Genomic DNA, 25,171 nt, shown 5'->3' with positions numbered 1-25,171 from the left:
GTCAATAGTTTCTAAACATTTCTCGACTTTGGTCTAAGACGGCCCTGCGCTACAGGATAATGACAATCCTATAAATCCAAAATGACCGTTTTGTGAATTTGTAAGATTATTACGGAATATCAAAGGAACCAATCCTACAAAAAGTTGTATCGACGCTTCCAATCATATCTTTAGGTTATTTGCAAACGTTTGCTGACCAGCGCGCAGTCTTTCCATAGGCAGTGAAGGGACAGGAGCCTAGCAGCGCATTTGCATTGCGCCACTGCCGTTGGGAGTAAAACGATTGCCTCCTAAGCTAATTCTAAAAAGTTATTTATATTGGATTTGTTAGATCATTTAGTCTTTTCGTCATTCAGCTCATCCTTTGCCCGACGAGAGGTCCTACATGATCCCGCATGCTTCGCTGCGTCTGTTCGCTGCCATCGCTGTGGTTGGCGCCACCTGGTCGGTTCAGGCCGCCGACCTTACCGTTGCGTACCAGACCACCGTCGACCCAGCCAAGGTTGCCCAGGTCGATGGCGACTACGAAAAAGCCAGCAAAACCAGTATCGACTGGCGCAAGTTCGATAACGGCGCAGATGTGATTACCGCTGTGGCCAGCGGCGACGTGCAGATCGGCTACCTCGGCTCCAGCCCATTGGCCGCCGCGGCCACCCGCAAGCTGCCAGTCGAAACCTTCCTCATCGCTACCCAGATCGGTGCCGGCGAGGCCCTGGTGGCCCGCGACGGTATTCAGACCCCGCAAGATTTGATTGGCAAGAAAGTCGCCGTGCCGTTCGTCTCCACCGGCCACTACAGCCTGCTCGCCGCGCTGAAGAACTGGAACATCGACCCGTCCAAGGTGCAGATCCTCAACCTCGCACCACCGGCGATCATAGCCGCCTGGAAGCGCGGCGACATCGATGCCACTTACGTGTGGGACCCTGCCCTGGGTGTAGCCAAGGAAAACGGCAAGGTGCTGATCACCTCGGGTGATCTGGCCAAGAAGGGCGCGCCGACCTTCGATGCCTGGATCGTGCGCAAAGACTTCGCCGCCAAGCATCCCGATGTGGTCAAGGCCTTCGCCAAGGTCACCCTGGACGCCTATGCCGACTATCGCAAAGACCCCAAAGCGTGGCTGGCCAACCCGGACAACGTGGCCAAGCTAGCCAAGCTGTCCGGTGCCAAACCTGCGGATATCCCGGTGCTGCTGCAAGGCAACATCTACCCGCTGGCCGCCGACCAGGCTAAAGAGCTGGGCGCACCGACCACTCAAGCGCTGACCGATACGGCTACCTTCCTCAAACAGCAAGGCAAGGTCGAAGCAGTGCTGCCCGACTACTCGCCCTACGTCAGCGCGCAGTACATCCCGCAGTAAGACTGCAACCACACGGAGCCTGCCATGGCCTTGCTAGAGCTGGAGCGCATCAGCGCACAGTACCCCGGCGCCACCTCCCCGGTGCTGGCCGATATCAACCTAAGCCTGGGGCCACGCCAACTGCTGGTGGCCCTGGGACCATCGGGCAGCGGCAAAACCTCGCTGCTCAACCTTATCGCCGGCTTCGTTAGCCCCAGCGCTGGGCACATCACCCTTGATGGCGCACCGGTACAAGGCCCCGGGGCCGAGCGGGGCGTGGTGTTTCAGGACGACGCCTTGCTGCCGTGGCAGAACGTGTTGGGCAATGTTGCCTTCGGCCTGGAGCTGGCCGGTGTACCACGCGCCGAGCGCGAGGCCAAAGCCCGCGAAATGTTGACCCTGGTGGACCTCGAAGGCTTCGCCGATAGGCGCATCTGGCAGTTGTCCGGCGGCCAGAAACAGCGTGTTGGCTTGGCCCGTGCGCTGGCCGCCGACCCGCGCGTGCTGTTGATGGACGAACCCTTCGGCGCCCTCGATGCCTTCACCCGTGAACAGATGCAAGAGCTGCTGCTGCAGGTTTGGCAGCGCACCGCCAAGCCGGTTTTCCTGATTACCCACGACATCGAAGAGGCGGTGTTCCTGGCCACCGAGCTGGTGCTGCTGGCGCCCAACCCTGGCCGTGTGGTCGAGCGCCTGCAACTGGATTTCGGCCAGCGCTACGCGGCTGGGGAGCCGGCTCGGGCGATCAAGTCCGACCCAGCTTTCATCGAAACGCGCGAGCACGTTCTGGCCCGCGTGTTCTCCCAACGCCAAAGCCTGCAGGAGCGCCCATGAGCAGCCTGGATCTGCCGATTGCCGGCAAACACTCTTCCCATAAACGCCCGGCGCATAAGGCTAGGCCCTCGCTGTCAACCCGGTGGATCAGCAGCCTGACCCTGGCCAGCCTACTGCTTGTATGGTGGCTGGTGACGGCAGCAGGATGGGTCGAGCCGCTGTTCCTGCCCTCGCCTGGGGACATCGCGGCCAAGGCCTGGACTCTGCTCACCCAAGGCTACATGGACGCAAGCCTGTGGCAGCACCTGGGTGCCAGCCTCGGCCGTATCGGCCTGGCCCTTGCTGCAGCGACCTTGACCGCCATCCCGGTGGGCATCGCCATCGGCTACAACCGTGTGGCGCGGGGGATTCTCGACCCACTGATCGAGTTCTATCGGCCCATTCCCCCGCTGGCCTACCTGCCACTGATCGTTATCTGGTGCGGCATCGGCGAGTTGTCCAAGGTGCTGCTGATCTATTTGGCGATATTCGCGCCCATCGCGATTGCCACGGCCACCGGGGTGCGCACGGTAGACCCCGCTAAGCTGCGGGCGGCGCAATCGCTGGGCGCCACCCCCACACAACTGATTCGCCACGTGATCCTGCCTAGCGCCCTGCCAGACATTCTGACTGGCATCCGGATCGGCCTGGGGGTCGGTTGGTCGACCTTGGTCGCCGCCGAGCTGATCGCCGCCACTAGCGGCCTGGGCTTTATGGTGCAGTCGGCGGCGCAGTTCCTGGTCACTGACGTGGTGGTGCTGGGCATTCTGTTGATCGCCCTGATCGCCTTCGCCCTTGAAATGGGCCTGCGCGCCCTGCAACGCAAGCTGGTGCCCTGGCATGGGCAGAACCACTGAGCATCCGACTGACCACGCCGGCAACCCGGCGCCTGATTGAAGAGACCGCCATGAGCCTGACCATTACCCCCCTCAGCCCTGCGCTCGGCGCGCAAATCAGCGGCGTGGACATCAGCCGCGACATCACTGACCCACAGCGTGACGCCATCGAGCAGGCGCTGCTTGAGCATCAGGTGCTGTTCTTTCGCGATCAGCCGCTCACCCCAGAGCAACAGGCACGGTTCGCCGCATACTTTGGTGACCTGCACATTCACCCGATCTACCCCAACGTGCCAGAGACGCCCCAGGTGCTGATCCTCGATACGGCGCTCACGGACGTGCGTGACAATGCGGTCTGGCACACCGACGTAACGTTTCTGCCGACCCCGGCACTGGGTGCGGTGCTCAGCGCCAAACACCTGCCGGCCTATGGCGGCGACACGCTTTGGGCCAGCGGTATTGCAGCGTTCGAAGCACTTTCGGCGCCACTGCGCGAAATGCTCGATGGCCTGAGCGCCACCCATGACTTCACCAAGTCATTTCCGCTGGAGCGCTTCGGTACCACGGCACAAGACCTGGCCCGCTGGGAGGCCACGCGGCGCAACAACCCGCCGTTGTCGCACCCGGTGGTGCGCACGCACCCGGTCAGCGGGCGCAAAGCGTTGTTCGTCAATGAGGGGTTCACCACGCGCATCAACGAATTGAGCGAAACGGAGAGCGAGGCGCTGCTGCGACTGCTGTTCGCCCATGCAACACGGCCGGAATTCAGCATTCGCTGGCGTTGGCAAAAGAATGACGTGGCGTTCTGGGATAACCGCGTGACCCAGCATTTCGCTGTGGATGACTACCGGCCTCAGCGCAGGGTGATGCACCGAGCGACCATACTGGGGGATGCGCCTTTCTGAGGCATCCTGCTCGGGCCCTTTCGAGGGTGAACCCGCGAAAGGGCCCGAGCAGATGACTACCTGACCAGATGCAAGAACTGCATGTGCCGTTCGTACTGGTCAAGGATGTCGTTGATGATCTGCTCCTTGCTGTAGCCGACCAGGTCATAGTTCTGGCTGCCTTCGCTCAGATGCACCTCGGCACGGTAGTAGCGGCGGTTCTTGAGCTCCTGCGAGCCCAGCCCACCCAGCGCGAAAGACGGGGTGAAATAGCCGCGCATCTGCACCTGATAGATGAACGGCTGCTCCTCGCCATGGCCCACTTTCAGGCTGACATTGTCATGGCTCGGGTCGTCCTGGGTCACCAGCACCAGCCCCTTCTGCTCGAACACCTCGCGCACATCGGCAATCGCCGGGCGCACCACATCGTCCATGAAGCGATACACCTCGTCGCGCGAGGGGAAGTGCACTGCCTGGCTCAGGCGCTGGCGCCAGCCACCGCGGCCACGGCGGGACTGGGCGAACGGTGCCAACGAATGCATCTGCGCGATCTGCCGCTGGCTCTCGAGGTAGAAGGCCTTGTGCAGCCCCCACATCATGCACAGCAGAATCAGCGAGAACGGCAACGAGGTCAGTACCACCGCCGATTTCAGCGAGTCGATGCTGCCGGCGAACAACAGGCCGCTGGTGATCAATGCGGTCATCGCGCCCCAGAAAATCCGCAGCCAGTTCGGCCCGTCTTCGTCAGCGTTGCCGCCTTTGGCTGACAGGGTCGACAGCACCACGGTGCCCGAGTCGGCCGATGTGACGAAGAACACGAAGCTGATGAACACCGTGACGGCGATCACCGTCTTGCTCCAGGGGTAGGTTTCCAGCAGCAGGTACAGGCTCATCGACGGGTTGTCCAACGCCGACTGGCCAAGCGCGGTCATGCCGTGGCTGAGCACTTGGTCCAGCGCGCTGTTGCCGAAGATCGACATCCACGCCAGGGTAAAGCCCAGCGGAATCAGCAATACACCGAACACGAACTCGCGGATGGTACGGCCACGGGAGATACGCGCAATGAACAGCCCTACGAACGGAGCCCAGGCAATCCACCAGGCCCAGTAGAACACCGTCCAGCCGCCCAGCCAGTCACGCTGCTCGCCGTACGCGTACACATCGAAGCTTTTGCGCGGCAAGGCGCCGAGGTAGTCGCCAAGGTTCTGGATCAAGGTATTGAACAAGTGCTGGGTGGGCCCAGCGAACAATACGAACAACAGCAAGGCACAGGCCAGGAACAGGTTGATGTCGCTCATCACCCGAACGCCCTTTTCCACCCCTGCCACGGCAACCGCCACCGCCGCGCCCATCATCAATGCAATCAGCACCACCTGTACCCATTGGCTATGGCTAATGCCAAACAGGTAGTCGAGGCCGGCGTTCAGGTGCAGCACACCAAAGCCCATGTCGGCGCCCAGACCGAACACCGTAGCGATGATGCCGAAACCGTCCACGGCGTAGCCAATCGGCCCGTTGATGCGTTTGCCGATCAGCGGATACAGCGCCGAGCGCAGGGCCAGCGGCAGGTTATGCCGATAGGCGAAATACGCCAGCGCCATGCCGACGAAGGCGAACACGCCCCAACCATGCAGGCCCCAGTGCAGGAACAGAATCTGCATCGCCTGACGCCCGGCTTCGGCCGTGCCACCTTCGCCTTGGGGCGGGGTAAGCATGTGGGTCAAGGGTTCGGATACGCAGAAGAAGAACAGCGTGATGCTGATGCCGGCGGCGAACAGCATGCCGGCCCAAGACAGGTAACTGAACTCAGGTTCGTCGTGGTCGGCACCGAGCTTGATCTTGCCGTAGCCTGACACCGCAGTGACCACGACGAATACCAAGTACAGGCTCATGGCAAGCATGTAGTACCAGCCGACCGTATTGGCCGCCCAGTTCTGCGCCGCCAGCAACCATTGGCCGGCAGCCTCGGGAAAGGCGATTACCACTAGGCCGAACAATAGAATGAACGTTGCCGCAAAGTAGAACACCGGCGGGTTCATGCGGATCTTGCCGTCGGCAAGGGATGGGGACGGTGCACTCATGCGTAAGGCACCTCGTCAATCGACGTGAGGTTCGGGATGAACGGGTTCAGCAAAGGAATCCTCCTGTTGAACACCGGCAGCGGACCAGCGTTTTTTAATTGAACAAGCGTTCAAGTTAAACATGGATCGCCGCTCAATGCGAACTGGGGCGCCGATTGGCACCCCATATGGGTCAATTTTTGACCTGGCAATCGAGCTGGAGGTTCGCTTGAGTGATGTTGCTTTCGGCCGGCACGCTGCGGGTCAGCCAGACGTTGCCGCCAATGGTCGAACCCTTGCCGATGGTGATCCGCCCAAGGATCGTCGCGCCGGCGTAAATCACCACGTCATCTTCGACAATTGGGTGGCGCGCCAAGCCTTTGTGCAGCGTGCCCGACTCATCGCTGGGGAAGCGCTTGGCGCCCAGTGTCACCGCCTGGTAGATGCGCACCCGCTCACCGATGATCGCCGTTTCGCCAATCACCACGCCGGTACCATGGTCGATGAAGAAACTCGGGCCGATCTGGGCGCCTGGGTGGATATCGATGCCAGTCGCCGAATGTGCCAGCTCCGAGCTGATACGCGCCAGCAGCGGCAAACCGGCCTGGTAAAGGTAGTGGGCCAGGCGGTGGTGGATGATCGCCAGAATGCCGGGGTAGCACAGCAGTACTTCATCCACGCTGCGCGCGGCGGGGTCGCCGTGATACGCCGCCAGTACATCGGTATCGAGTAGCTCACGCAGGCCGGGCAAGGCCGCCGCGAAACCTTGAATCAAGTGTAGGGCCTGGGCATCGATGTCGTGCACCGGCGCTTTGCTCTGGCGCGCGGCGTAGCGCAGCTCTAACCGCGCCTGCACCAGCAGCGCGGTAAGCGCCGTGTCGAGGGTATGGCCGACATAGAAGTCCTCGCTCTCTTCGCGAAGGTCGACCGGCCCCAGGCGCATCGGGAACAGTGCGCCGCAAAGCTGCTCGAGTATCTGCCGCATGGCTTCGCGAGAAGGCAGCTCACGCCCGCCCTGCTCGCCGATGCTGCGCCCATTGCGGCTGCGCCACTGTTCGCGGGCAGTGCGCAGGCCGCTGACGATAGTGTGCAGGTGCCATTGCCCAGATGAAGGTTGTTCGCTCACGGTGTTCTCCTGCCAAAGGGGCTGATCTGACGTTGTGCAATTCACTCTACGGCAAATCCACCCCTTGGAAAAAACAACGCTTTATTCCATCCTGCGCTAAGTACGGCATAAGCCGTAATGACGGTGGCCAAGTCCTGGCCTACCCTCAAGAGCAGCCGGACCACGGCACTGAGTTAATTGGTAATAATAAGATAAGTTTTTATTATTTCCCGGCCTAAAAGGCCAGCTCTATAGTCGCCACCCACTACTTCCACTACAAGCGCGGGGCCTGACATGTCGAAATTCGCCAAACCCTTACTCAACGCCAGTCTAGCCCTCCTTCTGGGCGCCGGCCTGCTTGGCCAGGCCTTCGCAGGCGAGCAGCTGAAAACCATCGAAGAGAAAGGCGTGATCAACGTCGGCCTCGAAGGCACCTACCCGCCTTTCAGCTTCCAGGATGAAAACGGCAAGCTCACGGGTTTCGAGGTCGAGCTGTCGGAGTTGCTGGCCAAGGAGCTAGGCGTCAAGGCCAAGATCCAGCCAACCAAGTGGGACGGTATCCTCGCCGCGCTGGAATCCAAGCGCCTGGACATCGTGGTCAACCAGGTGACCATCTCCGAAGAGCGCAAGAAGAAATATGATTTCTCCGAGCCCTACACCGTCTCCGGGATCCAGGCACTGGTGCTGAAAAAGAAGGCCGACCAGCTGAACATCCATGGCGCCCAGGATCTGGCCGGCAAGAAAGTCGGCGTTGGCCTTGGTACCAACTATGAGCAATGGGTCAAGCAGGACGTGCCTAAAGCTGACGTGCGCACCTATGAAGACGACCCAAGCAAGTTCGCCGACCTGCGTAACGGCCGCATCGATGCGATCCTGATCGACCGCTTGGCAGCACTGGAATACGCCCAGAAAGCCAAGGACACCGAGCTGGCCGGCGATGCCTTCTCGCGCCTGGAAAGCGGCGTGGCACTGCGCAAAGGCGAGCCTGAATTGCTGGCGGCCATCAACAAGGCCATCGACAAGCTCAAGGCAGATGGCACGCTCGCCAAGCTGTCCGAAAAATACTTCGGTGCCGATGTCACCAAATGATTGCTGAAAGCCTGCAACTCGTTGCCGATTCCGCGCCCTTTTTGCTCAAGGGCGCGGGTTATACGGTGCTGCTCAGTGTCGGCGGCATGTTCTTCGGCTTGGTGCTGGGCTTTGTCCTGGCACTGATGCGGCTGTCGAAGATTCTGCCGCTTGACTGGCTGGCGCGCATCTACGTGTCGTTCTTCCGGGGCACGCCACTGCTGGTGCAACTGTTCGTGATCTACTTTGGCATGCCTCAGATAGGGATCGAGCTCGACCCGATTCCAGCGTCGCTGATCGGTCTGTCTCTGAACATGGCGGCCTACATCTGCGAAATTCTGCGGGCGGCCATCTCGTCGATCGACCGCGGCCAGTGGGAGGCGGCGGCCAGCATCGGCATGACCCGCACCCAAGCAATGCGCCGGGCGATTCTGCCCCAGGCGTTGCGCACGGCGTTGCCCCCGCTGGGCAACAGTTTCATTTCGCTGGTCAAGGACACCGCACTGGCCGCCACCATCCAGGTGCCCGAACTGTTCCGCCAGGCGCAGTTGATCACCGCGCGCACCTTCGAGGTGTTCACCATGTACCTGGCCGTTGCAGTGATTTACTGGGTCCTCTGCAGCATCCTTGCGTACTTCCAGAACCGCATGGAAGCGCGGGTCAACCAGCACGACCAGGAGCAATGAGATGATCGTCGTCAAAGGCCTGACCAAGCAGTTCAAGGGCCAGACCGTACTCAACGGTATCGACCTCACCGTGCAAGCCGGTGAGGTGGTAGCCATCATCGGCCCCAGCGGCTCGGGCAAAACTACCTTCCTGCGCTGCCTCAACCTGCTGGAAACACCGGATGCGGGGCAGATTCAGATCGGCGCTATCAGCATCGATGCCAACCGCCCGCTCAGCGGCCAGCAAAGTGCGATTCGCCGCCTGCGACAGCAGGCAGGTTTCGTGTTCCAGAACTTCAACCTGTTCCCCCACCGCACCGCCCTGGAAAACGTCATCGAGGGCCCGGTGATCGTCAAGAAAACCCCGCGCGAGCAAGCCCTGGACCTTGGCCGGCGATTACTGGCCAAGGTTGGCCTGGCAGGCAAGGAAGATGCCTATCCAAGGCGCCTGTCCGGGGGCCAGCAACAACGCGTGGCTATTGCTCGCGCGTTGGCCATGGAGCCTGAGGTGATCCTGTTCGACGAGCCCACCTCAGCCCTGGACCCGGAGCTGGTAGGTGAAGTACTGGCGACCATCCGCGGCTTGGCCGAGGAGAAGCGCACCATGATCATCGTCACTCACGAAATGAGCTTTGCCCGCGACGTTGCCAACCGAGTGATCTTTTTCGACAAAGGCGTGATCGTGGAACAAGGCGAAGCCAAGGCGCTGTTTGCCGCCCCCAAGGAAGAGCGCACGCGGCAATTCCTGCGCAAATTCCTCGGCACAACCGCCTCCGAGTGAACCCTCACGGGCCTTTTCACGGGTATGTCCACTGCGAGTAGCCTCTGTGGGAGCGCAAAGGCTCGTCGCGGTGGGTGGTACTCGCGGCTCAAGCCGCACCTGCGCGATGCCTGCCCATGCCCGCGAAAGGCCGTTACACCCACGGCAGATTCCTCCCTTCTATGCATATTCCAAAAATCTAGTTCATAAACAATTTATAAGCCATTAGGCTATATGAACCGGACCACCGGACCACAAACGCTTGTCGCCATCAACTGAAGCGACGCATCCACTTTGTGAGGTTCGGTTCTGATGACCATCCAACCCAATACCCCCTTCCACAGCGATATCGACAGCCCGCCCCCGCTGCTGCGCGCCAAGGTTCTGCGCAATGACGCCGAGGCATTGCAGGCTGCCCGTGAACTGGCAAGCCATGCCCGCGAGCAGGCCGCTCAGCGCGACCAACATCGCAAATTGCCCTGGGCAGAGATCGAACAGTTCACCCGTAGTGGCCTGGGCAGCATCAGTGTGCCCAAAGCCTACGGTGGCCCAGACGTCTCGTTCGTCACCATTGCCGAGGTGTTCCGCCTGATCAGCGCTGCCGACCCGGCCTTGGGGCAAATTCCGCAGAACCAGTTCGGCATTCTGCAACTGCTGCGCCTGACCGCGACCCAAGCCCAACAGGCGCTGATCTGGCGCAGCGTGCTGGACGGCTGGCGCATCGGTAACGCCGGCCCCGAGCGGGGCACCAAAGACACGCTGACGCTCAAGGCGCGCATTAGCCGCAGCGGCGACGGCTATCGCATCAGCGGCGAGAAGTTCTATTCCACCGGTGCGCTGTTCGCCCACTGGGTGGCGGTCAAGGCACTGGACGATGAAGGCCGCCAGCGCCTGGCCTTCGTACGCCGTGGCTCGCCAGGGCTACGCATCGTCGACGACTGGTCCGGCTTCGGCCAGCGCACCACTGCCAGCGGGACTGTGCTGCTCGACCAAGTACCAGTAGACGCCGAACTGGTCATCGACAACTGGCGCCAGCGCGATATCCCCAATATTCAGGGCGCGGCCTCGCAGCTGATCCAGGCAGCCATCGATGCGGGCATCGCCGAGGCAGCTATCGACGACGCCATCGCCTTCGTCGGGGAAAAGTCCCGGCCATGGATCGACGCCAAGGTCGAGCGTGCGGGCGATGACCCTTACGTGATCGCCGATGTCGGCCGCCTGAAGCTCGAGCTGCATGCCGCTGAGACGCTGCTGCGCAAGGCCGCGCAGGTACTCGACGAGGTCAACGCAGGGCCCATCGATGCTGACGCTGCGGCGCGGGCCTCGATTGCCGTGGCTGAGGCCAAGGTCTTGACCACCGAAATCGCCCTGCTGGCCAGCGAGAAGCTCTTCGAGCTGGCCGGTAGCCGCGCGAGCCTGGCCGAGTTCAACCTTGACCGGCACTGGCGCAATGCTCGGGTACACACCCTGCACGACCCGGTGCGCTGGAAGTATCACGCCGTCGGCTCCTACTACCTCAACGGCACCCTACCAGCCCGGCATTCCTGGATCTGAGTTCGAGGGCCTCGGGGCTGCTTAGCAGCCCCTTCGCGATATGAGGCCGCTCCTACACGGGATCGCGCTCGCCTGTAAAAGCGGCCCTATTGGCTGCGGAGATCACCATGACTACATCCGTTATCACCAGCGACGCCCAGGCACTTTCCGTCGCTGAACACATCGCCCAGCAACTCGAGCGTGACAGCGCTCTGCGCGACCGCGAACGCCGCTTGCCCCATGCCGAGCTGGAACTGTTCACCCGCTCCGGCCTATGGGCCATCAGCGTTCCCAAAGCTTTCGGCGGCGCCGGCGTATCCAACGTCACCCTGGCCAAAGTCGTCGCCCGCATTGCCCAGGCGGACGCCTCGCTGGGGCAAATCCCGCAGAATCATTTCTACGCCCTGGAAGTACTACGGGTGAACGGCAGCCCCGAGCAGCAGCATCGGCTATATGCCGAAGTCCTCGCAGGCCGCCGCTTCGGCAATGCACTGGCAGAGCTCGGCACTAAAACCGCTCACGACCGCACCACGCGCCTGACCCGCGATGGCGCCGGTTATCGCATCAATGGCCGCAAGTTCTACGCCACCGGTGCCTTGTACGCCCAGCGTATCCCGACCTCGGTGATCGACGAGCAAGGCCGTCAGCAACTGGCTTTCGTCCCCGCCGACAGCCACGGGCTTGAAGTCATCGATGACTGGAGCGGCTTTGGCCAACGCACCACCGGCAGCGGCTCGGTGACATTCGACAACGTTTGGGTCGGCGCCGAAGACGTGGTGCCCTTCGAAAGCGCTTTCGAACGCCCGACCCCGGTCGGCCCGCTGGCGCAGATACTGCACGCAGCCATCGACACCGGCATTGCCCGTGCTGCGGTGCAAGACGCCCTGCATTTCGTGCGCACCCGAAGCCGACCGTGGGTTGATTCGGGCGTGGACAAGGCCAGTGACGACCCTCTGACCCTGAAAAGCTTCGGCCATCTGGTCATCCGCCTGCATGCCGCCGAGGCGTTGCTCGAGCGTGCGGGTGAATACCTCGACCGCGCTCAGCTCGACAGCACTGCCGACAATGTCGCGGCAGCTTCGATTGCGGTAGCCGAAGCACGGGCGATCAGCACTGAGGTGTCTCTGTCCGCTGGCACCAGCCTGTTCGAACTGGCCGGCAGCCAGGCCACGCTGGCCGAGCACAACCTCGACCGCCACTGGCGCAACGCACGCGTGCATACGCTGCACGACCCGGTACGCTGGAAATACCACGCCATCGGCAATTACTACCTCAACCACGCAAACCCTCCACGCCGGGGGACCATCTGATGGCCAAGCAGATCCTGCTCAATGCCTTCAACATGAACTGCATTGGGCACATCAACCACGGCCTGTGGACCCACCCACGGGACACCTCGACCCAGTACAAGACCCTGGCCTACTGGACCGATCTGGCGCGCCTGCTGGAGCGTGGGCTGTTCGACGGTTTGTTCATCGCCGATATCGTCGGCACCTATGACATTTACGGCAACTCCGTCGACGTGCCGCTGAAAGAGTCGATCCAGTTGCCGGTCAACGACCCGCTGCTGCTGGTATCGGCCATGGCCGCGGTCACACGCCACCTGGGCTTCGGCCTGACCGCCAACCTGACCTACGAAGCCCCTTACCTGTTCGCTCGGCGCCTCTCCACCCTCGACCACCTGAGCAATGGCCGGGTCGGCTGGAACATCGTCACCGGGTACCTCGACAGCGCCGCCCGCGCCATGGGCCTGGCGCAACAGCCCGAGCACGACCGCCGTTACGACCAGGCCGACGAATATTTGCAGGTGCTCTACCAACTGCTCGAAGGTAGCTGGGCGGACGATGCCGTGGTCAGCGACCGCAAACGCCGGGTGTACGCAGAGCCGAGCAAAGTGCGCAAGGTGCGCCACCAAGGCGAGTTCTACACGGTCGAGGGCTACCACTTGTGCGAGCCCTCGCCACAGCGCACGCCGGTACTGTTCCAGGCAGGCAGCTCCCCGCGTGGCCTGGCGTTTGCCGGCAACCATGCCGAATGCGTGTTCATCAGTGGCCAGAGCAAAGCCGCCACCCGCGCCCAGGTCGACAAGGTGCGTGCGGCCGCCCAGGCTGCCGGCCGCAGCGCCCAGGCAGTGAAGGTGTTCATGGGCATCACGGTGATCGTGGCGCCTACCGAGCAACAGGCTCAGGCCAAATACGCCGAATACCTGCAACACGCCAGCGCCGAAGCCGGTGTTGCCCATTTTGCGGCCTCGACCGGCATCGACTTTGCCAGCTACGGGCTGGACGAGCCGATCGGCGCCAGCAAAGGCAATGCTATTCAGTCGGCCACCCGGCAATTGCAGGAAAACGTCTGGACCCGCCGCCAGCTGTTGCAACAGCACGCCTTGGGCGGACGCTATGTGACGCTGGTCGGTGCCCCGGACCAGATTGCGGAGCAACTGATTGCCTGGATCGACGAAACCGGCCTGGACGGTTTCAACCTGACCCGCACCGTGACCCCGGAAAGCTATGAAGACTTCATCGAGCTGGTGGTCCCCCAGTTGCAGCAACGCGGCCGCTACAAAACCGCCTACGCCGACGGCACCCTGCGCGAAAAGCTGTTCGAAAGCGATCACCCGTACCTGCCCGCCGAGCACCCAGGTTCCACCTACCGCAACCCACCTATCGTCAGCCCGACTGGAGCCCTGCACCATGCTTGAAAAATTGATCCGGCCCGTCGCGGCCTTTGCCATCAGCTTGAGTCTGGCCACCAGTGCCGTGGCTGGCGAATCACTTAAGATCGGCACCACCGCCGCCTTTGCCATCCCGCTGGAGGCAGCGGTGGAAGAGGCACACAAACAAGGCCTGGAAGTGAAGCTGATCGAATTCAGCGACTGGATCGCGCCGAATGTCAGCCTCAACAGCGGCGATATCGACGTCAACTACTTCCAGCACATTCCCTTTCTGGAAAACGCCAAGGCTGCAGCCGGTTTCAACCTGGTGCCCTATGCACCCGGCATCATCAACAACGTCGGCCTGTATTCCAAGCGCTACAAAAGCTTCGCGCAACTGCCCGAAGGGGCAAGCGTGGCCATCGCCAACGACCCGATCAACAGCGGCCGCGGCTTGCAGCTGCTGGCCAAGGCTGGCTTGATCACCTTGAAACCGGGCGTGGGTTACAAGGCCACTGAAGACGACATCATCGCCAACCCCAAGAAGTTGAAGATCCTACAAGTCGAAGCCGTGCAACTGGTGCGCGCCTACGATGATGCCGATCTGGTCCAGGGCTACCCGGCCTACATCCGCCTGGCCAACAGTTTCGACGCCACCTCGGCACTGCTTTTCGATGGCCTTGAAAACAAGGAATACGTGATTCAGTTCGTCATCCGCCCGCAAAGCAAAGACGACCCTCGCCTGGCCAAGTTCGTGGATATCTACCAGCACTCGCCAGCGGTACGTGCGGCGCTGAACAAAGCCCACGGCAGCCTGTATCAAGCCGGCTGGGAGGGCTGAGATGAGCCAGGCCAATGCGCTCAGGGCGCCAACTGCTCAACCATCACCAGCCCCGGCCACCCAGCACGCCCTGCGACCTGAGCTCGACCAGGCCCACGTGCGCTTCATCGGGCTGGGTAAGACCTACCCCGGCCAGCAGCAACCTGCCCTGCAGGGCATCGACCTGAATATCCGCCGAGGTGAGATCTTTGGCATCATCGGCCGCAGCGGCGCGGGCAAGTCATCGTTGCTGCGCACCATCAACCGCCTGGAACAGCCAAGCCAGGGCCGCGTGCTGATCGACCAGATCGATATCGCACCCTTCGACGAAGAACGCCTGGTGGCGCTGCGTCGGCGCATCGGCATGATTTTCCAACACTTCAACCTGATGTCGGCCAAGACCGTGTGGCAGAACGTGGAGCTGCCCCTGAAAGTCGCGGGCGTGGCGAAGGCCGAGCGTCAGCGTAAGGTCCGCGAGCTGCTTGCGCTGGTTGGCCTGCAAGACAAACATCAGGTTTACCCGGCCCAGCTGTCCGGAGGCCAGAAGCAGCGGGTTGGCATCGCCAGGGCACTGGTGCATGACCCCGATATTCTATTGTGCGATGAGGCTACCTCGGCGCTTGACCCCGAAACCACGGCGTCCATCCTCCAGTTGCTGCGCGACATCAACCTGCGCCTGGGCCTGACGGTGGTGCTGATCACCCATGAAATGGCCGTGATCCGTGATATCTGCCATCGCGTGGTGGTGCTGGAGCAGGGAGCTGTGGTGGAACAGGGCGAAGTCTGGCGGGTGTTCGGCAGCCCCCGCCACGAGGTCACTCGTACCCTGCTTGCACCGTTGCAGACCAAGCTGCCTGCTGCGTTACAGGCAAGCCTGCGGGCCGATCCAGTGGGTCAAGACAGCGCCGTGGTGCTCAAACTGACCCTGCTTGGCGAACCTGCCCTGTCGGAGCTGTTCGCCGACCTGGGCGGGCGTGTGCGCCTGCTCCAAGGTGGCGTGCAAACCATTGGCACGCATGCGCTTGGCCAACTGATCCTGTCTGTTCAGGGCTCGGTGCATGACACCCAGCAATTGCTCGACCGTGCACGGTGCTGGGCCGAGAACGTGGAGGTACTGGGCCATGTGGTTTGATCGCTTGCTGCAAGGGCTGCTCGACACGCTATTGATGGTGGGCGTGTCTTCATTGATCGCGCTGCTGCTGGGTGTGCCGCTGGCAGTACTGCTGGTCACCAGCGATAAAGGCGGTATCTACCAGGCACCGTTGCTCAATCGCGTGCTGGGTGGCTTCGTCAACCTGTTCCGCTCCATCCCATTCCTGATCTTGATGGTCGCGCTGATCCCCTTCACTCGGCTGGTGGTAGGCACTACCTACGGCGTCTGGGCAGCCGTGGTACCGCTGACCATCGCTGCCACACCTTTCTTCGCGCGCATTGCCGAGGTAAGCCTGCGCGAGGTCGATCATGGTCTGGTGGAAGCCGCCCAGGCCATGGGTTGCCGGCGCTGGCACATCGTTTGGCATGTGCTGCTGCCTGAGGCGCTGCCGGGGATCATCGGCGGGTTCACTGTCACGCTGGTAACGCTGATCAACTCTTCGGCCATGGCCGGGGCGATTGGCGCAGGCGGGCTGGGGGACATCGCCTATCGCTACGGGTATCAGCGTTTCGACAGCCAGATCATGTTGACCGTGATCGCCATGCTGGTGGCTTTGGTGGCACTGATACAACTGGGTGGGGACAGGCTGGCGAAAGGGTTGAACAAGCGTTGACGCACCTGCCGTTGCCTCTGCTGCGCCTGTGAGATATCACAGGCGCAGAGAACCTGGCGCCCTACCTTTCAACCCCAGCGCAGATCGCCAGCCGGGACCGGCCGGCCGAACCAGTACCCCTGCCCCAGTTGGCACTGCTGCTCCAACAGGAACCGCGCCTGCTCGGCCTCTTCGATGCCTTCAGCATGCACTTGCATGCCCATGCTCCGCGCAAGGGCGATGATCACCCGCACGATCGCAATGTCATCATCGTCCAACGGCAGGCCAGCCACGAAACCTTGGTCGATCTTGAGCTTTTGCACGGGCATGCGCTTGAGCCGCAGCAGCGACGAATAGCCTGTACCGAAGTCATCGATGGCCAGGTTCAAGCCCAGCTCACGCAAGCGATGCAGTTGTTCAAGGGCCACCTCCGGGTCTTCCATCACCGCACTTTCGGTCACCTCCAGTTCCAGCAAGGCCGGGTCCAAGCCGGTTTGGTGGAGCACATCGGCAACCTGCCTGTACAACTCACGCTGGCCGAACAAGCGGCTAGAGATATTTACGGCAACGAATTCCAGCGATCGCCCCTGGGCCTGCCAATGCACCATCTGCAGGCATGCTTCACGCAGTACCCAGGCATCGATCTCGGCAATCAGCCCAGTGCGCTCGGCGATCGGAATGAACTCCCCAGGCGGCACCAACCCGCGCTGCGGATGCTGCCAGCGAACCAGCGCCTCGACCCCGACCATCCTTGCCGTGAACAGGTCATGCACCGGTTGGAAAAACACCCGCAGCTCATCCTTGGCCAAGGCCCGGCGCAGTTCACTGGCGGTTTCGACACGGTGCTGTGCGTGCGCGGTCAGCTCCTCCGTGTACAACGCATAGCAGGCACGGCCACTGCTCTTGGCCTTGAACAGTGCCGAATCGGCATTGCGCAACAGCTGCTCGGCGCTCAGCGCATCGCTGGGGAACAGGCTGATACCCACGCTGGCACTGATGAACAGCCGGTGGCCGTCGAACTCGAAAGGTTCGCGCATGCGCTCGATGATGCCTTGGGCCAGCTTGCCAGCTTGCCCTACCTGCTGGCAGTTCTCGGCCAGCACCCCGAACTCGTCGCCGCCCAGACGCGCCAGGGTAACGCTGCTGCCCACGGCCTGGCCCAGGCGCTCGCCAACCAGCTTGAGCAACTGGTCGCCGATGGTGTGGCCAAGGCCATCGTTGATGCTCTGAAAGTGATCCAAATCGAGCAACAGCAGCGCGCAGCCTCGCTTGTTGGCCTGCGCCGCGGCCAGGGCCTGCCGGGCACGGTCGTTGAACAGCAACCGATTGGGCAACCCGGTGAGCGGGTCATGGTGGGCCAGGTAAGCGAGTTCCTGTTCGGTATGTTTGATGGCACTGATGTCGCTGAACACCGCCACATAATGACTCAGCTCACCATGCTCATCGCGAATGGCGCTGATGGTCTGCCATTGCGGGTAGATTTCGCCGCTTTTGCGGCGGTTCCAGATCTCACCGCTCCACTCGCCCTTTTCTGCCAGCGCCCCGTAGATTTGTTGGTAGAACGCCGCGTCATGGCGCCCAGACTTGAACTTGCTGGGGCGCTGGCCGAGCACTTCCTCCTGCTGGTACCCAGTGATCTGCATGAAGGCACGATTGACATGCACGATCAGGCCGTGACGGTCGGTAACCAGTACGCCTTCCAGTGTACTGTCGAACACAGCTGCAGCCATGCGCAGGCGCTCGCGGTCCTCGCTGCGCAGGCGCGCGCCGACGCCGATGAAGTTGAGCAGACGGGCGCGGGTCACGAAGATCAGCAGGGCGCTGACCAGCACCCACACCACTACATTGATCTGCCGGCCCACGGTTAACGCAAGCGGGTCGTCAGTCATACTGCGCAGGACCACCTCGGCCAACACCAGCCAAAGGAACGAGAGCACCACATACAGCGCGGCCATGCGCAAGGCGTCGCGAACGGAAACAGACATGTCGGGGGGGAAAGCCCATGAAAAAGGATGGGGCATTATAAAGGCTGAAACATGCCGTGACTTCCTATCGGAAAGGGTGACTGGTTTTATTTCCCTGCCAAGGGATAATCACACCCTTCTCCCTGCATTCACGAGGGCTTCTACACCTATGTGGTACAACGGTTTGCTCGACTTGTCGGCCTGGCAACTGGTTGGCGTCACCCTGCTGATGACCCACGTGACCATCATCAGCGTCACTCTCTACCTGCACCGCTACTCCGCCCACCGTGCGCTGGAGCTTAACGGCGCGCTCAAGCACTTCTTCCGCTTCTGGCTGTGGCTGACCACAGCGCAGAACACCCGTGAGTGGACCGCCGTTCACCGCAAGCACCACGCCAAGTGCGAAACCCCGGACGACCCACACAGCCCCGTATACAAGGGCCTTGGTACGGTGCTGCGCAAAGGCGCCGAACTCTACCGCGAAGAGGCCCGCAACCCTGAAACGCTGCGCATCTATGGCAAAAATTGCCCGCAGGATTGGGTCGAGCGCAACCTTTACTCACGCTTCAAATTCGGCGGCATCGTGCTGATGGCCATCATCGACCTGCTGCTGTTCGGCACCGCTGGCATCACCGTCTGGGCGGTGCAGATGATGTGGATTCCGTTCTGGGCCGCAGGCGTGGTCAATGGCTTGGGCCACGCGGTGGGCTACCGCAATTTCGAATGCCGCGACGCCGCCACCAACCTGGTGCCGTGGGGCATCGTCATCGGTGGCGAAGAGCTGCACAACAACCATCACACCTACCCCAACTCGGCCAAGCTTTCCGTCAAGCGCTGGGAGTTCGACATGGGCTGGGCCTGGATTCGTCTGTTCTGCCTGCTGCGCCTGGCCAAGGTTCAGCGCGTGGCGCCCATCGCCCACAGGGTCGAGGGCAAGGCCAGCCTGGACATGGACACTGCCATGGCCATCCTCAATAACCGGTTCCAGATCATGGCCCAGTACCGCAAGCTGGTGATCGCCCCGCTGGTCAAGCAAGAGCTGGCAAAAGTCGATGAGTCTGTCCGCCATCGCTTTCGCCGTGCCAAGCGCCTGCTGTCCCGTGAAACCAGCCTGCTGGAAGACCGTCACCACCTGCGTATCGAGGGCATGCTCGCCCATAGTCAGGCGCTGAAGACCATCTATGAGAAGCGGCTCGCCCTGCAACAGATCTGGGCGCGCACCAGCGCCAATGGTCACGACATGTTGGCCGCAATGAAAGATTGGGTACACGAGGCCGAGGCCAGTGGTATTCATGCCCTGCGCGACTTCGCAGCACAGCTTAAAACCTACTCCCTGCGCCCCACTGGCGCCTGAAGGCCGCTGATCGGCGCGCCCTGCAATAGGGCGTGCCTGCTGGAACTTACCTTGTGAAAACCGACTCAAAACCCGCACATCGCCCGCGTGGCGGGCCGGGTTCTTGGCCGCACGCCTCATTGTTGAGATCCGCTCCGTGCTCATGGCCAAACACCTTCCACCTTTGCTATCAGGTAGCCAACCTCCCGAAACTGCACAAACCTTGCTGGCCCTGCTCCACGCCCAAGGCGAAGTTGCCCGCTTGAGTGAACGCGACCAGCTCTACAGCTCACTACTGGACAGCGTCAATGCCGTGCTGTGGGCTTTTGACTGGGAAACCCGTCAAGTGCTTTATGTCAGCCCCGCCTACGAGCGCATCTTCGGCCGCCCAGCCAGCCTGGTACTGGCCGACTACAACGAGTGGCGCGACAGCATCTATCCCGATGATCTGGAATTCGCCGAGCGTAGCCTGGCCCAGGTGCTGCTTAAAGGCGCCGTGGAGGACCGGGAGTACCGTATTCTCAACGCCAGCGGGCAGGTACGCTGGCTGAGCGATAAGTGCTACATCAATCAACAGAGCGAAGGTGAGCGGGTCATCGTCGTTGGTATTGCTGAAGACATCACCGAAAAGAAGCAATTGGAAGGCGAACTGCAGCGCCTGGCTACCACCGATGTGCTGACCCAGAGCAGCAACCGCCGGCATTTCTTCGAGTGTGCCCGACAAGCGTTCGATCACGCCCGAGAGGACGGCACACCTTTGGCCTTTCTGCTGTTGGACATCGACGACTTCAAGCGTATCAACGACAGTTACGGCCATCAGGAAGGCGACCAGGTGCTCCAGCGCATCGCCGACAGCGGCAAAGCCGTTCTACGCCGGGGGGACCAGTTCGGGCGTATCGGGGGTGAGGAGTTCGCCGCCATCTTCCCAGGTTGCAATGCACAAGCTGCCGAGCTCATTGCTGAGCGCCTGCAGCGAGAGGTCCAACGGCTGAGTTTCAGCCACGGCGAACAGACCTATAGCGTCACGGTAAGCCAAGGATTGACCGCCCTGACCGATCAAGACACCTCGCTGGACGACCTGTTCGCCCGTGCCGATGCCGCTATGTACCGCGCCAAGCGGCAGGGCAAGAATCAGATCGTTCACGGCTGATGGCCCCGCGGCTGCCACGGTAGCTCAAACGTTGCTGGAGGGGTCCGGGTCGAGCGGCCCATCGGCATGGGGCTCCCCTTCAGGATTCGCCACCTTGCGTAACCGGCGCAGCTCTGGCAGGCCAACCTTGAGCAAGCGCGCCGTCTTGCTACTGGCAAGCTTCTCCAGGCCTTGCTCTGCCGGCAGCCGGGCGAGTTGCCCAGCCAGGTTCATGGCCAGGATCTCCCGAGAATACACACCACCACCTAACTGGTAGATCGCTGCAATCAGCTCCCGCAGGCTCAGTGGCAGGCGCCAGCGGGTGCGCAAGGCCGAGCCGAATGCCGCGCCGAACTCCTCCAGTGATAGTGTCACCCGCCCCTCGTCCAACTCGCCCCCGGCCAGGCGCCACTCCTGCAGGCAGCGCAAGACCGCCAGGTCACCCAGGCAATGCAGCAGGCCGGCGCAGTAGCAGCGCTCTTGCTCCAGCTCGAGCATGCGTGCCAGCGAGCGGGCGTATTCCGCGCAATGCAGTGACAAGTTCCAGTAATGCGTGGCGTGTTGTGTAAGCAAGGGGTCGCTCAGGCGCGCGCTGCGCTTGAGCGTAAGACCCAGGATCAAGTTCATGCTCTGGGTGCTGCCCAGCTTGTTAAGCGCCTGCAGCAGGGTCTGCACAGGCGCGTCACGGTGCAGGCTGGCGCTGTTGGCAGCGGCGATCAGCACCGCAGTGATCTGCGGGTCGCCACGCACCTCTTCTTCGAGCACTTTGAGGTTGAGGCCTTGGGGGTTGAGCGCACGCTTGATAGCCAGTTGTACATCCGCGAACAAAGGACCGCCATCGGCACTGGCGCGGCGCTGCTCAAGGTAAGCCGGCAGCCTGGTGCCAGGCTGCAACGGTGGCACAGGGCAGGCCACCTGCTCACCTACTGCCAGCAACAGCTCTTCGAGGCTTTTGCGCAATTTATCGAGATTCAGCGGCTTGCTCAGGTAAGCCGTGGGGTGCAGTGGTAAGGCTTCGCGAACGCTGGCGCTGTCGCTGCGGTTGCTCATGAGAATGAACGGCAACCCCGGGCCTTTGACCCGCACCTTGCGCAGCAGGTCCAGGCCATCGACGCCGGCCAGCTCGCGGGCGGCGATGATCAGGTCAGGCTTGCTGGCCAGCGCCGCAAGAGCCTGAGTGCCGTCGGCGCAGACTTGCAAGCGGGCATCGCAGCGCACGCTGAGCAGCATCTCGCTCAACATTTCCCTTACCCAAGGGTCACCTTCGGCAATCAATACGCAAGGTGGGGTGGGGTCTGCAGCACTCATCAGCAACTCCTGAATATCCCTGACACGCAATCCGTTGCAGCTTCCAAGGCAAGTCCTCACACCACCATAGCGCTACAGGGCTTTTCTTGGCACAAAAAAAACCCGCCGAAGCGGGTTTTTTCATGAAGCGCGTCACATCAGGCGAGTTCAGCGAAGCACTCTTCGATGATGGTCAGGCCTTTGTCCAGCAGCGCGTCTTCGGCGGTCAGCGGAACCAGGATACGCAGGACGTTGCCGTAGGTGCCGCACGACAGCAGGATCAGGCCCTTGTCGCGCGCTTTGGCCACAACTTGGGCAACAGCAGCAGCGTTCGGGGTGTGGGTGCCCTTCTCGAACACTTCCACAGCGATCATCGAGCCCAGACCACGGACGTCGCCAATGATCGGATGCTTTTCCTGGATCTTGCGCAGGCCAGTGGTGAGGTGCTCACCGACCGCCTTGCTGCGGTCCAGCAGTTTTTCTTCCTCGAACACCTGGATAACGGCCAAGGCAGCGGCGCAGGCGATCGGCGAACCGGCGTAGGTGCCGCCCAGGCCGCCCGGGGCGATAGCGTCCATGATTTCGGCCTTGCCGCACACACCGGCCAGCGGGAAGCCGCCAGCAATGGATTTGGCGAAGGTGGTCAGGTCAGGCGCAACACCCATCTGTTCCATGGCGAAGAAGGTGCCGGTACGGCCAGCGCCAGTCTGCACTTCGTCGGCGATCAGCAGAATGCCGTGTTTGTCGCACAGCTCGCGCAGACGCTTCATCAGCTCTTTCGGCGCTGGCAGGAAGCCGCCTTCGCCTTGTACTGGCTCGAGGATGATCGCGGCGATGTCGCGTGGCTCGGCGTCGTTCTTGAAGATGCGCTCGACCGAAGCGATGGCGTCGTCAACGCTGATACCGTGCAGTTCGCTCGGGAACAGGGCGCGGAAGATGCCGCCTGGCATCAGGCCCATGCCTGCGGAGTACGGTACGACCTTGCCGGTCAGGCCCAGGGTCATCATGGTGCGGCCATGGTAACCGCCGGTGAAGGCGATCACGCCAGCACGGCCAGTGGCAGCACGGGCGATCTTGACGGCGTTTTCAACGGCTTCAGAGCCGGTGGAAACCAGCAGGGTCTTCTTGTCGAAGTCACCTGGAACCAGCTTGTTGATCTTTTCGCACAGCTCTACGTAAGGCTCGTACGCGAGCACCTGGAAGCAGGTGTGGCTGACCTTGGTCAGCTGCTCTTGCACGGCTGCAACCACTTTCGGGTGCAGGTGGCCAGTGTTCAGTACTGCGATGCCGCCGGCGAAGTCGATCAGTTCGCGGCCTTCAACGTCGATCACCGTGGAGTTCTTCGCGGATTCAACGAAGATTGGGTGAATCTGGCCAACGCCACGTGGGACGGCGGCTACACGACGTTGCATCAAGGATTCGTTGGTCTTGCTCATAATGCCCTCATTTGCGCCAATCAGCGGCGCTTTTATTCGGGGGTGGCTGGGAGTGCTCGCGAACAGTATTCGTTGATCGACTGCCGTGAACGCCCTGGCCACCAGGTGCTGCGATGTCAAAAAAGCCAGCGAGACGTCGCTCTCGCGCCCCGCTGGCAGAGGTAAAAGCTTTACCCGGCGATCAAACGCTGATGCACAGGTACTTGATTTCGAGGTAGTCCTCGATACCGTACTTGGAGCCTTCACGACCCAGGCCCGAAGCCTTGATGCCGCCGAATGGCGCGACTTCGTTGGAGATCAGGCCGGTGTTGATACCCACCATGCCGTATTCCAGGGCCTCGGCAACACGGAACACACGGCTCATGTCACGGGCATAGAAGTACGAGGCCAGGCCGAACTCGGTGTCGTTGGACATGGCAATGACTTCGGCTTCGTCTTTGAAGCGGAACAGTGGCGCCAGTGGGCCGAAGGTCTCTTCTTTAGCGACTGCAGCGGTTTTCGGCACGTCAACCAGGATGGTCGGCTCGAAGAAGTTGCCTTCGATCAGCTTGCCACCGGACAGCACCTTGGCGCCTTTGCCAACGGCGTCTTCGATGTGTTCCTGAACCTTGGCTACAGCCTTGCCGTCGATCAGCGGGCCAGTGGTGGTGCCCTCTTCCAGGCCGTTACCGATCTTCAGTTTGGCCACTGCGGCAGCCAGCTTCTGAGCGAACGCGTCGTAGACGCCGTCCTGCACATAGATACGGTTGGCGCAAACGCAGGTCTGGCCGTTGTTGCGGTACTTGGAGATGATCGCGCCCTCGACCGCCTTGTCCAGGTCGGCGTCGTCGAACACGATGAACGGAGCGTTGCCACCCAGTTCCAGGGAAACTTTCTTGATGTCCTTGGCGCATTCTTGCATCAGCTGGCGACCAATTTCGGTCGAGCCGGTGAAGGACAGCTTACGTACCAGGGAGTTGCCGGTCAGCTCGCCGCCGACTTCACCAGCGCTGCCGGTAACTACGCTCAGCACGCCAGCCGGGATACCGGCACGGTTTGCCAGTTCGACCAGCGCCAGGGCCGAGTATGGGGTCTGCGAGGCAGGCTTGAGCACCATGGTGCAACCCGCAGCAAGGGCCGGGCCGGCTTTACGGGTGATCATGGCAGCCGGGAAGTTCCACGGGGTGATGGCCGCCGTAACGCCGATTGGCTGCTTGATGACGATCAGGCGCTTGTCTGGCTGGTGACCTGGGATGGTGTCACCATAAACGCGCTTGGCTTCTTCGGCGAACCACTCGATGAACGAGGCCGCGTAGGCGATTTCGCCTTTGGCTTCGGCCAGCGGCTTGCCTTGTTCGGTGGTCATCAGGCGAGCCAGGTCGTCCTGGTTTTCGATCATCAGTTCGAACCAGCGACGCAGCTTGGCCGAGCGCTCCTTGGCGGTCAGTGCACGCCAGGCCGGCAGGGCCTTGTCGGCGGCTTCGATGGCGCGGCGGGTTTCCGCAGTGCCCATCTTCGGCACGGTACCGATGACTTCACCTGTGGCCGGGTTGGTCACATTGATGGTCTGGCCGCTGTCCGCATCCAGCCACTCACCGTTGATGAAGGCTTGCTGGCGGAACAACTGAGCGTCTTTGAGCTGCATGTCGGCTTCCCGAATTGTTGATTGTATGAAAAGCGCCCAACGCAGGGCATCGAGCGTTTGAAATCTCAAACGAATGCTAAGCGGGTGCTGGGGTGTTGGACAATAGGCTGTTCAAAAAAA

The 25,171-nt window shown here is 61.7% G+C and carries 21 protein-coding genes; 15 read left to right on the top strand and 6 right to left on the bottom strand.

From position 1 onward, the window contains the following. Positions 1-385 precede the first annotated feature (385 nt). From tauA to tauD, 4 genes are read left to right on the top strand one after another with little or no spacing between them, the layout of a single operon-like run. Positions 386-1,357, top strand: a complete 972-nt coding sequence (gene tauA / locus HU725_RS01065) for a taurine ABC transporter substrate-binding protein (RefSeq protein ID WP_186478381.1) — start codon at positions 386-388, stop codon at positions 1,355-1,357. 24 nt (positions 1,358-1,381) lie between these two features. Then, positions 1,382-2,170 (top strand): taurine ABC transporter ATP-binding subunit, encoded by a 789-nt coding sequence (gene tauB, locus HU725_RS01060; protein WP_186478380.1) that lies wholly within the window; start codon positions 1,382-1,384, stop codon positions 2,168-2,170. Beyond that, a complete protein-coding gene (tauC, locus tag HU725_RS01055; protein WP_186478379.1) occupies positions 2,167-3,006 on the top strand; it encodes a taurine ABC transporter permease TauC in 840 nt (279 codons plus the stop codon). Before tauB ends, tauC begins: the two co-directional genes overlap by 4 nt. Positions 3,007-3,056: 50 nt before the next feature. After that, complete coding sequence (tauD, locus tag HU725_RS01050; protein ID WP_186478378.1) at positions 3,057-3,890, top strand: taurine dioxygenase; 834 nt, start codon at positions 3,057-3,059, stop codon at positions 3,888-3,890. A gap of 56 nt (positions 3,891-3,946) precedes the next feature. Here tauD and betT read toward each other — a convergent pair whose 3' ends face one another. Then, entirely contained in the window at positions 3,947-5,908 is a 1,962-nt protein-coding gene (gene betT / locus HU725_RS01045) for a choline transporter BetT (RefSeq protein WP_186478439.1), read from the bottom strand. Positions 5,909-6,122: 214 nt separating this feature from the next. After that, positions 6,123-7,055: a serine O-acetyltransferase EpsC gene (gene epsC, locus HU725_RS01040; protein ID WP_060478698.1), complete on the bottom strand. Its 933-nt coding sequence runs from the start codon at positions 7,053-7,055 to the stop codon at positions 6,123-6,125. Positions 7,056-7,328: 273 nt separating this feature from the next. On the opposite strand from epsC, the gene tcyJ reads away from it, so the two are divergent. From tcyJ to HU725_RS00995, 9 genes are all read left to right on the top strand, one after another. Beyond that, entirely contained in the window at positions 7,329-8,123 is a 795-nt protein-coding gene (gene tcyJ / locus HU725_RS01035; RefSeq protein ID WP_060478697.1) for a cystine ABC transporter substrate-binding protein, read from the top strand. Continuing rightward, a complete protein-coding gene (gene tcyL / locus HU725_RS01030) occupies positions 8,120-8,788 on the top strand; it encodes a cystine ABC transporter permease (RefSeq protein WP_060478696.1) in 669 nt (222 codons plus the stop codon). The genes tcyJ and tcyL overlap by 4 nt, the downstream gene beginning before the upstream one ends. A gap of 1 nt (position 8,789) precedes the next feature. Continuing rightward, positions 8,790-9,548 (top strand): L-cystine ABC transporter ATP-binding protein TcyN, encoded by a 759-nt coding sequence (gene tcyN / locus HU725_RS01025; RefSeq protein ID WP_186478377.1) that lies wholly within the window; start codon positions 8,790-8,792, stop codon positions 9,546-9,548. Between the two features lie 291 nt (positions 9,549-9,839). Beyond that, positions 9,840-11,081, top strand: coding sequence for an SfnB family sulfur acquisition oxidoreductase (locus HU725_RS01020; protein ID WP_186478376.1), 1,242 nt, complete (start codon positions 9,840-9,842; stop codon positions 11,079-11,081). Between the two features lie 107 nt (positions 11,082-11,188). Continuing rightward, on the top strand, positions 11,189-12,370 hold the full coding sequence (locus HU725_RS01015) for an SfnB family sulfur acquisition oxidoreductase (RefSeq protein WP_186478375.1): 1,182 nt from the start codon (positions 11,189-11,191) through the stop codon (positions 12,368-12,370). Continuing rightward, positions 12,370-13,761, top strand: a complete 1,392-nt coding sequence (locus HU725_RS01010) for an LLM class flavin-dependent oxidoreductase (RefSeq protein WP_060478692.1) — start codon at positions 12,370-12,372, stop codon at positions 13,759-13,761. The genes HU725_RS01015 and HU725_RS01010 overlap by 1 nt, the downstream gene beginning before the upstream one ends. Next, positions 13,754-14,554, top strand: a complete 801-nt coding sequence (locus HU725_RS01005; protein WP_186478374.1) for a MetQ/NlpA family ABC transporter substrate-binding protein — start codon at positions 13,754-13,756, stop codon at positions 14,552-14,554. The genes HU725_RS01010 and HU725_RS01005 overlap by 8 nt, the downstream gene beginning before the upstream one ends. Position 14,555: 1 nt before the next feature. After that, positions 14,556-15,665, top strand: a complete 1,110-nt coding sequence (locus HU725_RS01000; RefSeq protein ID WP_186478373.1) for a methionine ABC transporter ATP-binding protein — start codon at positions 14,556-14,558, stop codon at positions 15,663-15,665. Further along, positions 15,655-16,299 (top strand): methionine ABC transporter permease, encoded by a 645-nt coding sequence (locus HU725_RS00995; protein WP_060478689.1) that lies wholly within the window; start codon positions 15,655-15,657, stop codon positions 16,297-16,299. Before HU725_RS01000 ends, HU725_RS00995 begins: the two co-directional genes overlap by 11 nt. Before the next feature lie 68 nt (positions 16,300-16,367). Here the strand turns inward: HU725_RS00995 and dibA are convergent, their stop codons facing one another. After that, positions 16,368-18,263 (bottom strand): phosphodiesterase DibA, encoded by a 1,896-nt coding sequence (gene dibA / locus HU725_RS00990; protein ID WP_186478372.1) that lies wholly within the window; start codon positions 18,261-18,263, stop codon positions 16,368-16,370. Between the two features lie 148 nt (positions 18,264-18,411). Between dibA and desA the strand changes: the two genes are divergently transcribed. Next, positions 18,412-19,596 carry a delta-9 fatty acid desaturase DesA gene (gene desA, locus HU725_RS00985; protein WP_186478371.1) on the top strand — a complete coding sequence of 395 codons (1,185 nt, stop codon included), beginning with the start codon at positions 18,412-18,414 and terminating at the stop codon, positions 19,594-19,596. A 142-nt stretch (positions 19,597-19,738) separates the two neighbouring features. Beyond that, entirely contained in the window at positions 19,739-20,725 is a 987-nt protein-coding gene (locus tag HU725_RS00980; protein WP_186478370.1) for a GGDEF domain-containing protein, read from the top strand. Between the two features lie 24 nt (positions 20,726-20,749). Here HU725_RS00980 and HU725_RS00975 read toward each other — a convergent pair whose 3' ends face one another. From HU725_RS00975 to gabD, 3 genes are all read right to left on the bottom strand, one after another. After that, complete coding sequence (locus HU725_RS00975) at positions 20,750-22,012, bottom strand: response regulator (protein WP_186478369.1); 1,263 nt, start codon at positions 22,010-22,012, stop codon at positions 20,750-20,752. Between the two features lie 137 nt (positions 22,013-22,149). Continuing rightward, a complete protein-coding gene (gene gabT, locus HU725_RS00970) occupies positions 22,150-23,427 on the bottom strand; it encodes a 4-aminobutyrate--2-oxoglutarate transaminase (protein ID WP_186478368.1) in 1,278 nt (425 codons plus the stop codon). 181 nt (positions 23,428-23,608) lie between these two features. Then, positions 23,609-25,051 (bottom strand): NADP-dependent succinate-semialdehyde dehydrogenase, encoded by a 1,443-nt coding sequence (gene gabD, locus HU725_RS00965; RefSeq protein WP_060478683.1) that lies wholly within the window; start codon positions 25,049-25,051, stop codon positions 23,609-23,611. Positions 25,052-25,171 lie beyond the last annotated feature (120 nt).

The organism is Pseudomonas promysalinigenes (assembly GCF_014269025.2).
Classification (GTDB): Bacteria; Pseudomonadota; Gammaproteobacteria; order Pseudomonadales; family Pseudomonadaceae; genus Aquipseudomonas; species Aquipseudomonas promysalinigenes.
The sequence above is the reverse complement of the archived record's forward strand: the minus strand, read 5'-3'. Positions and strand labels throughout refer to the sequence as shown.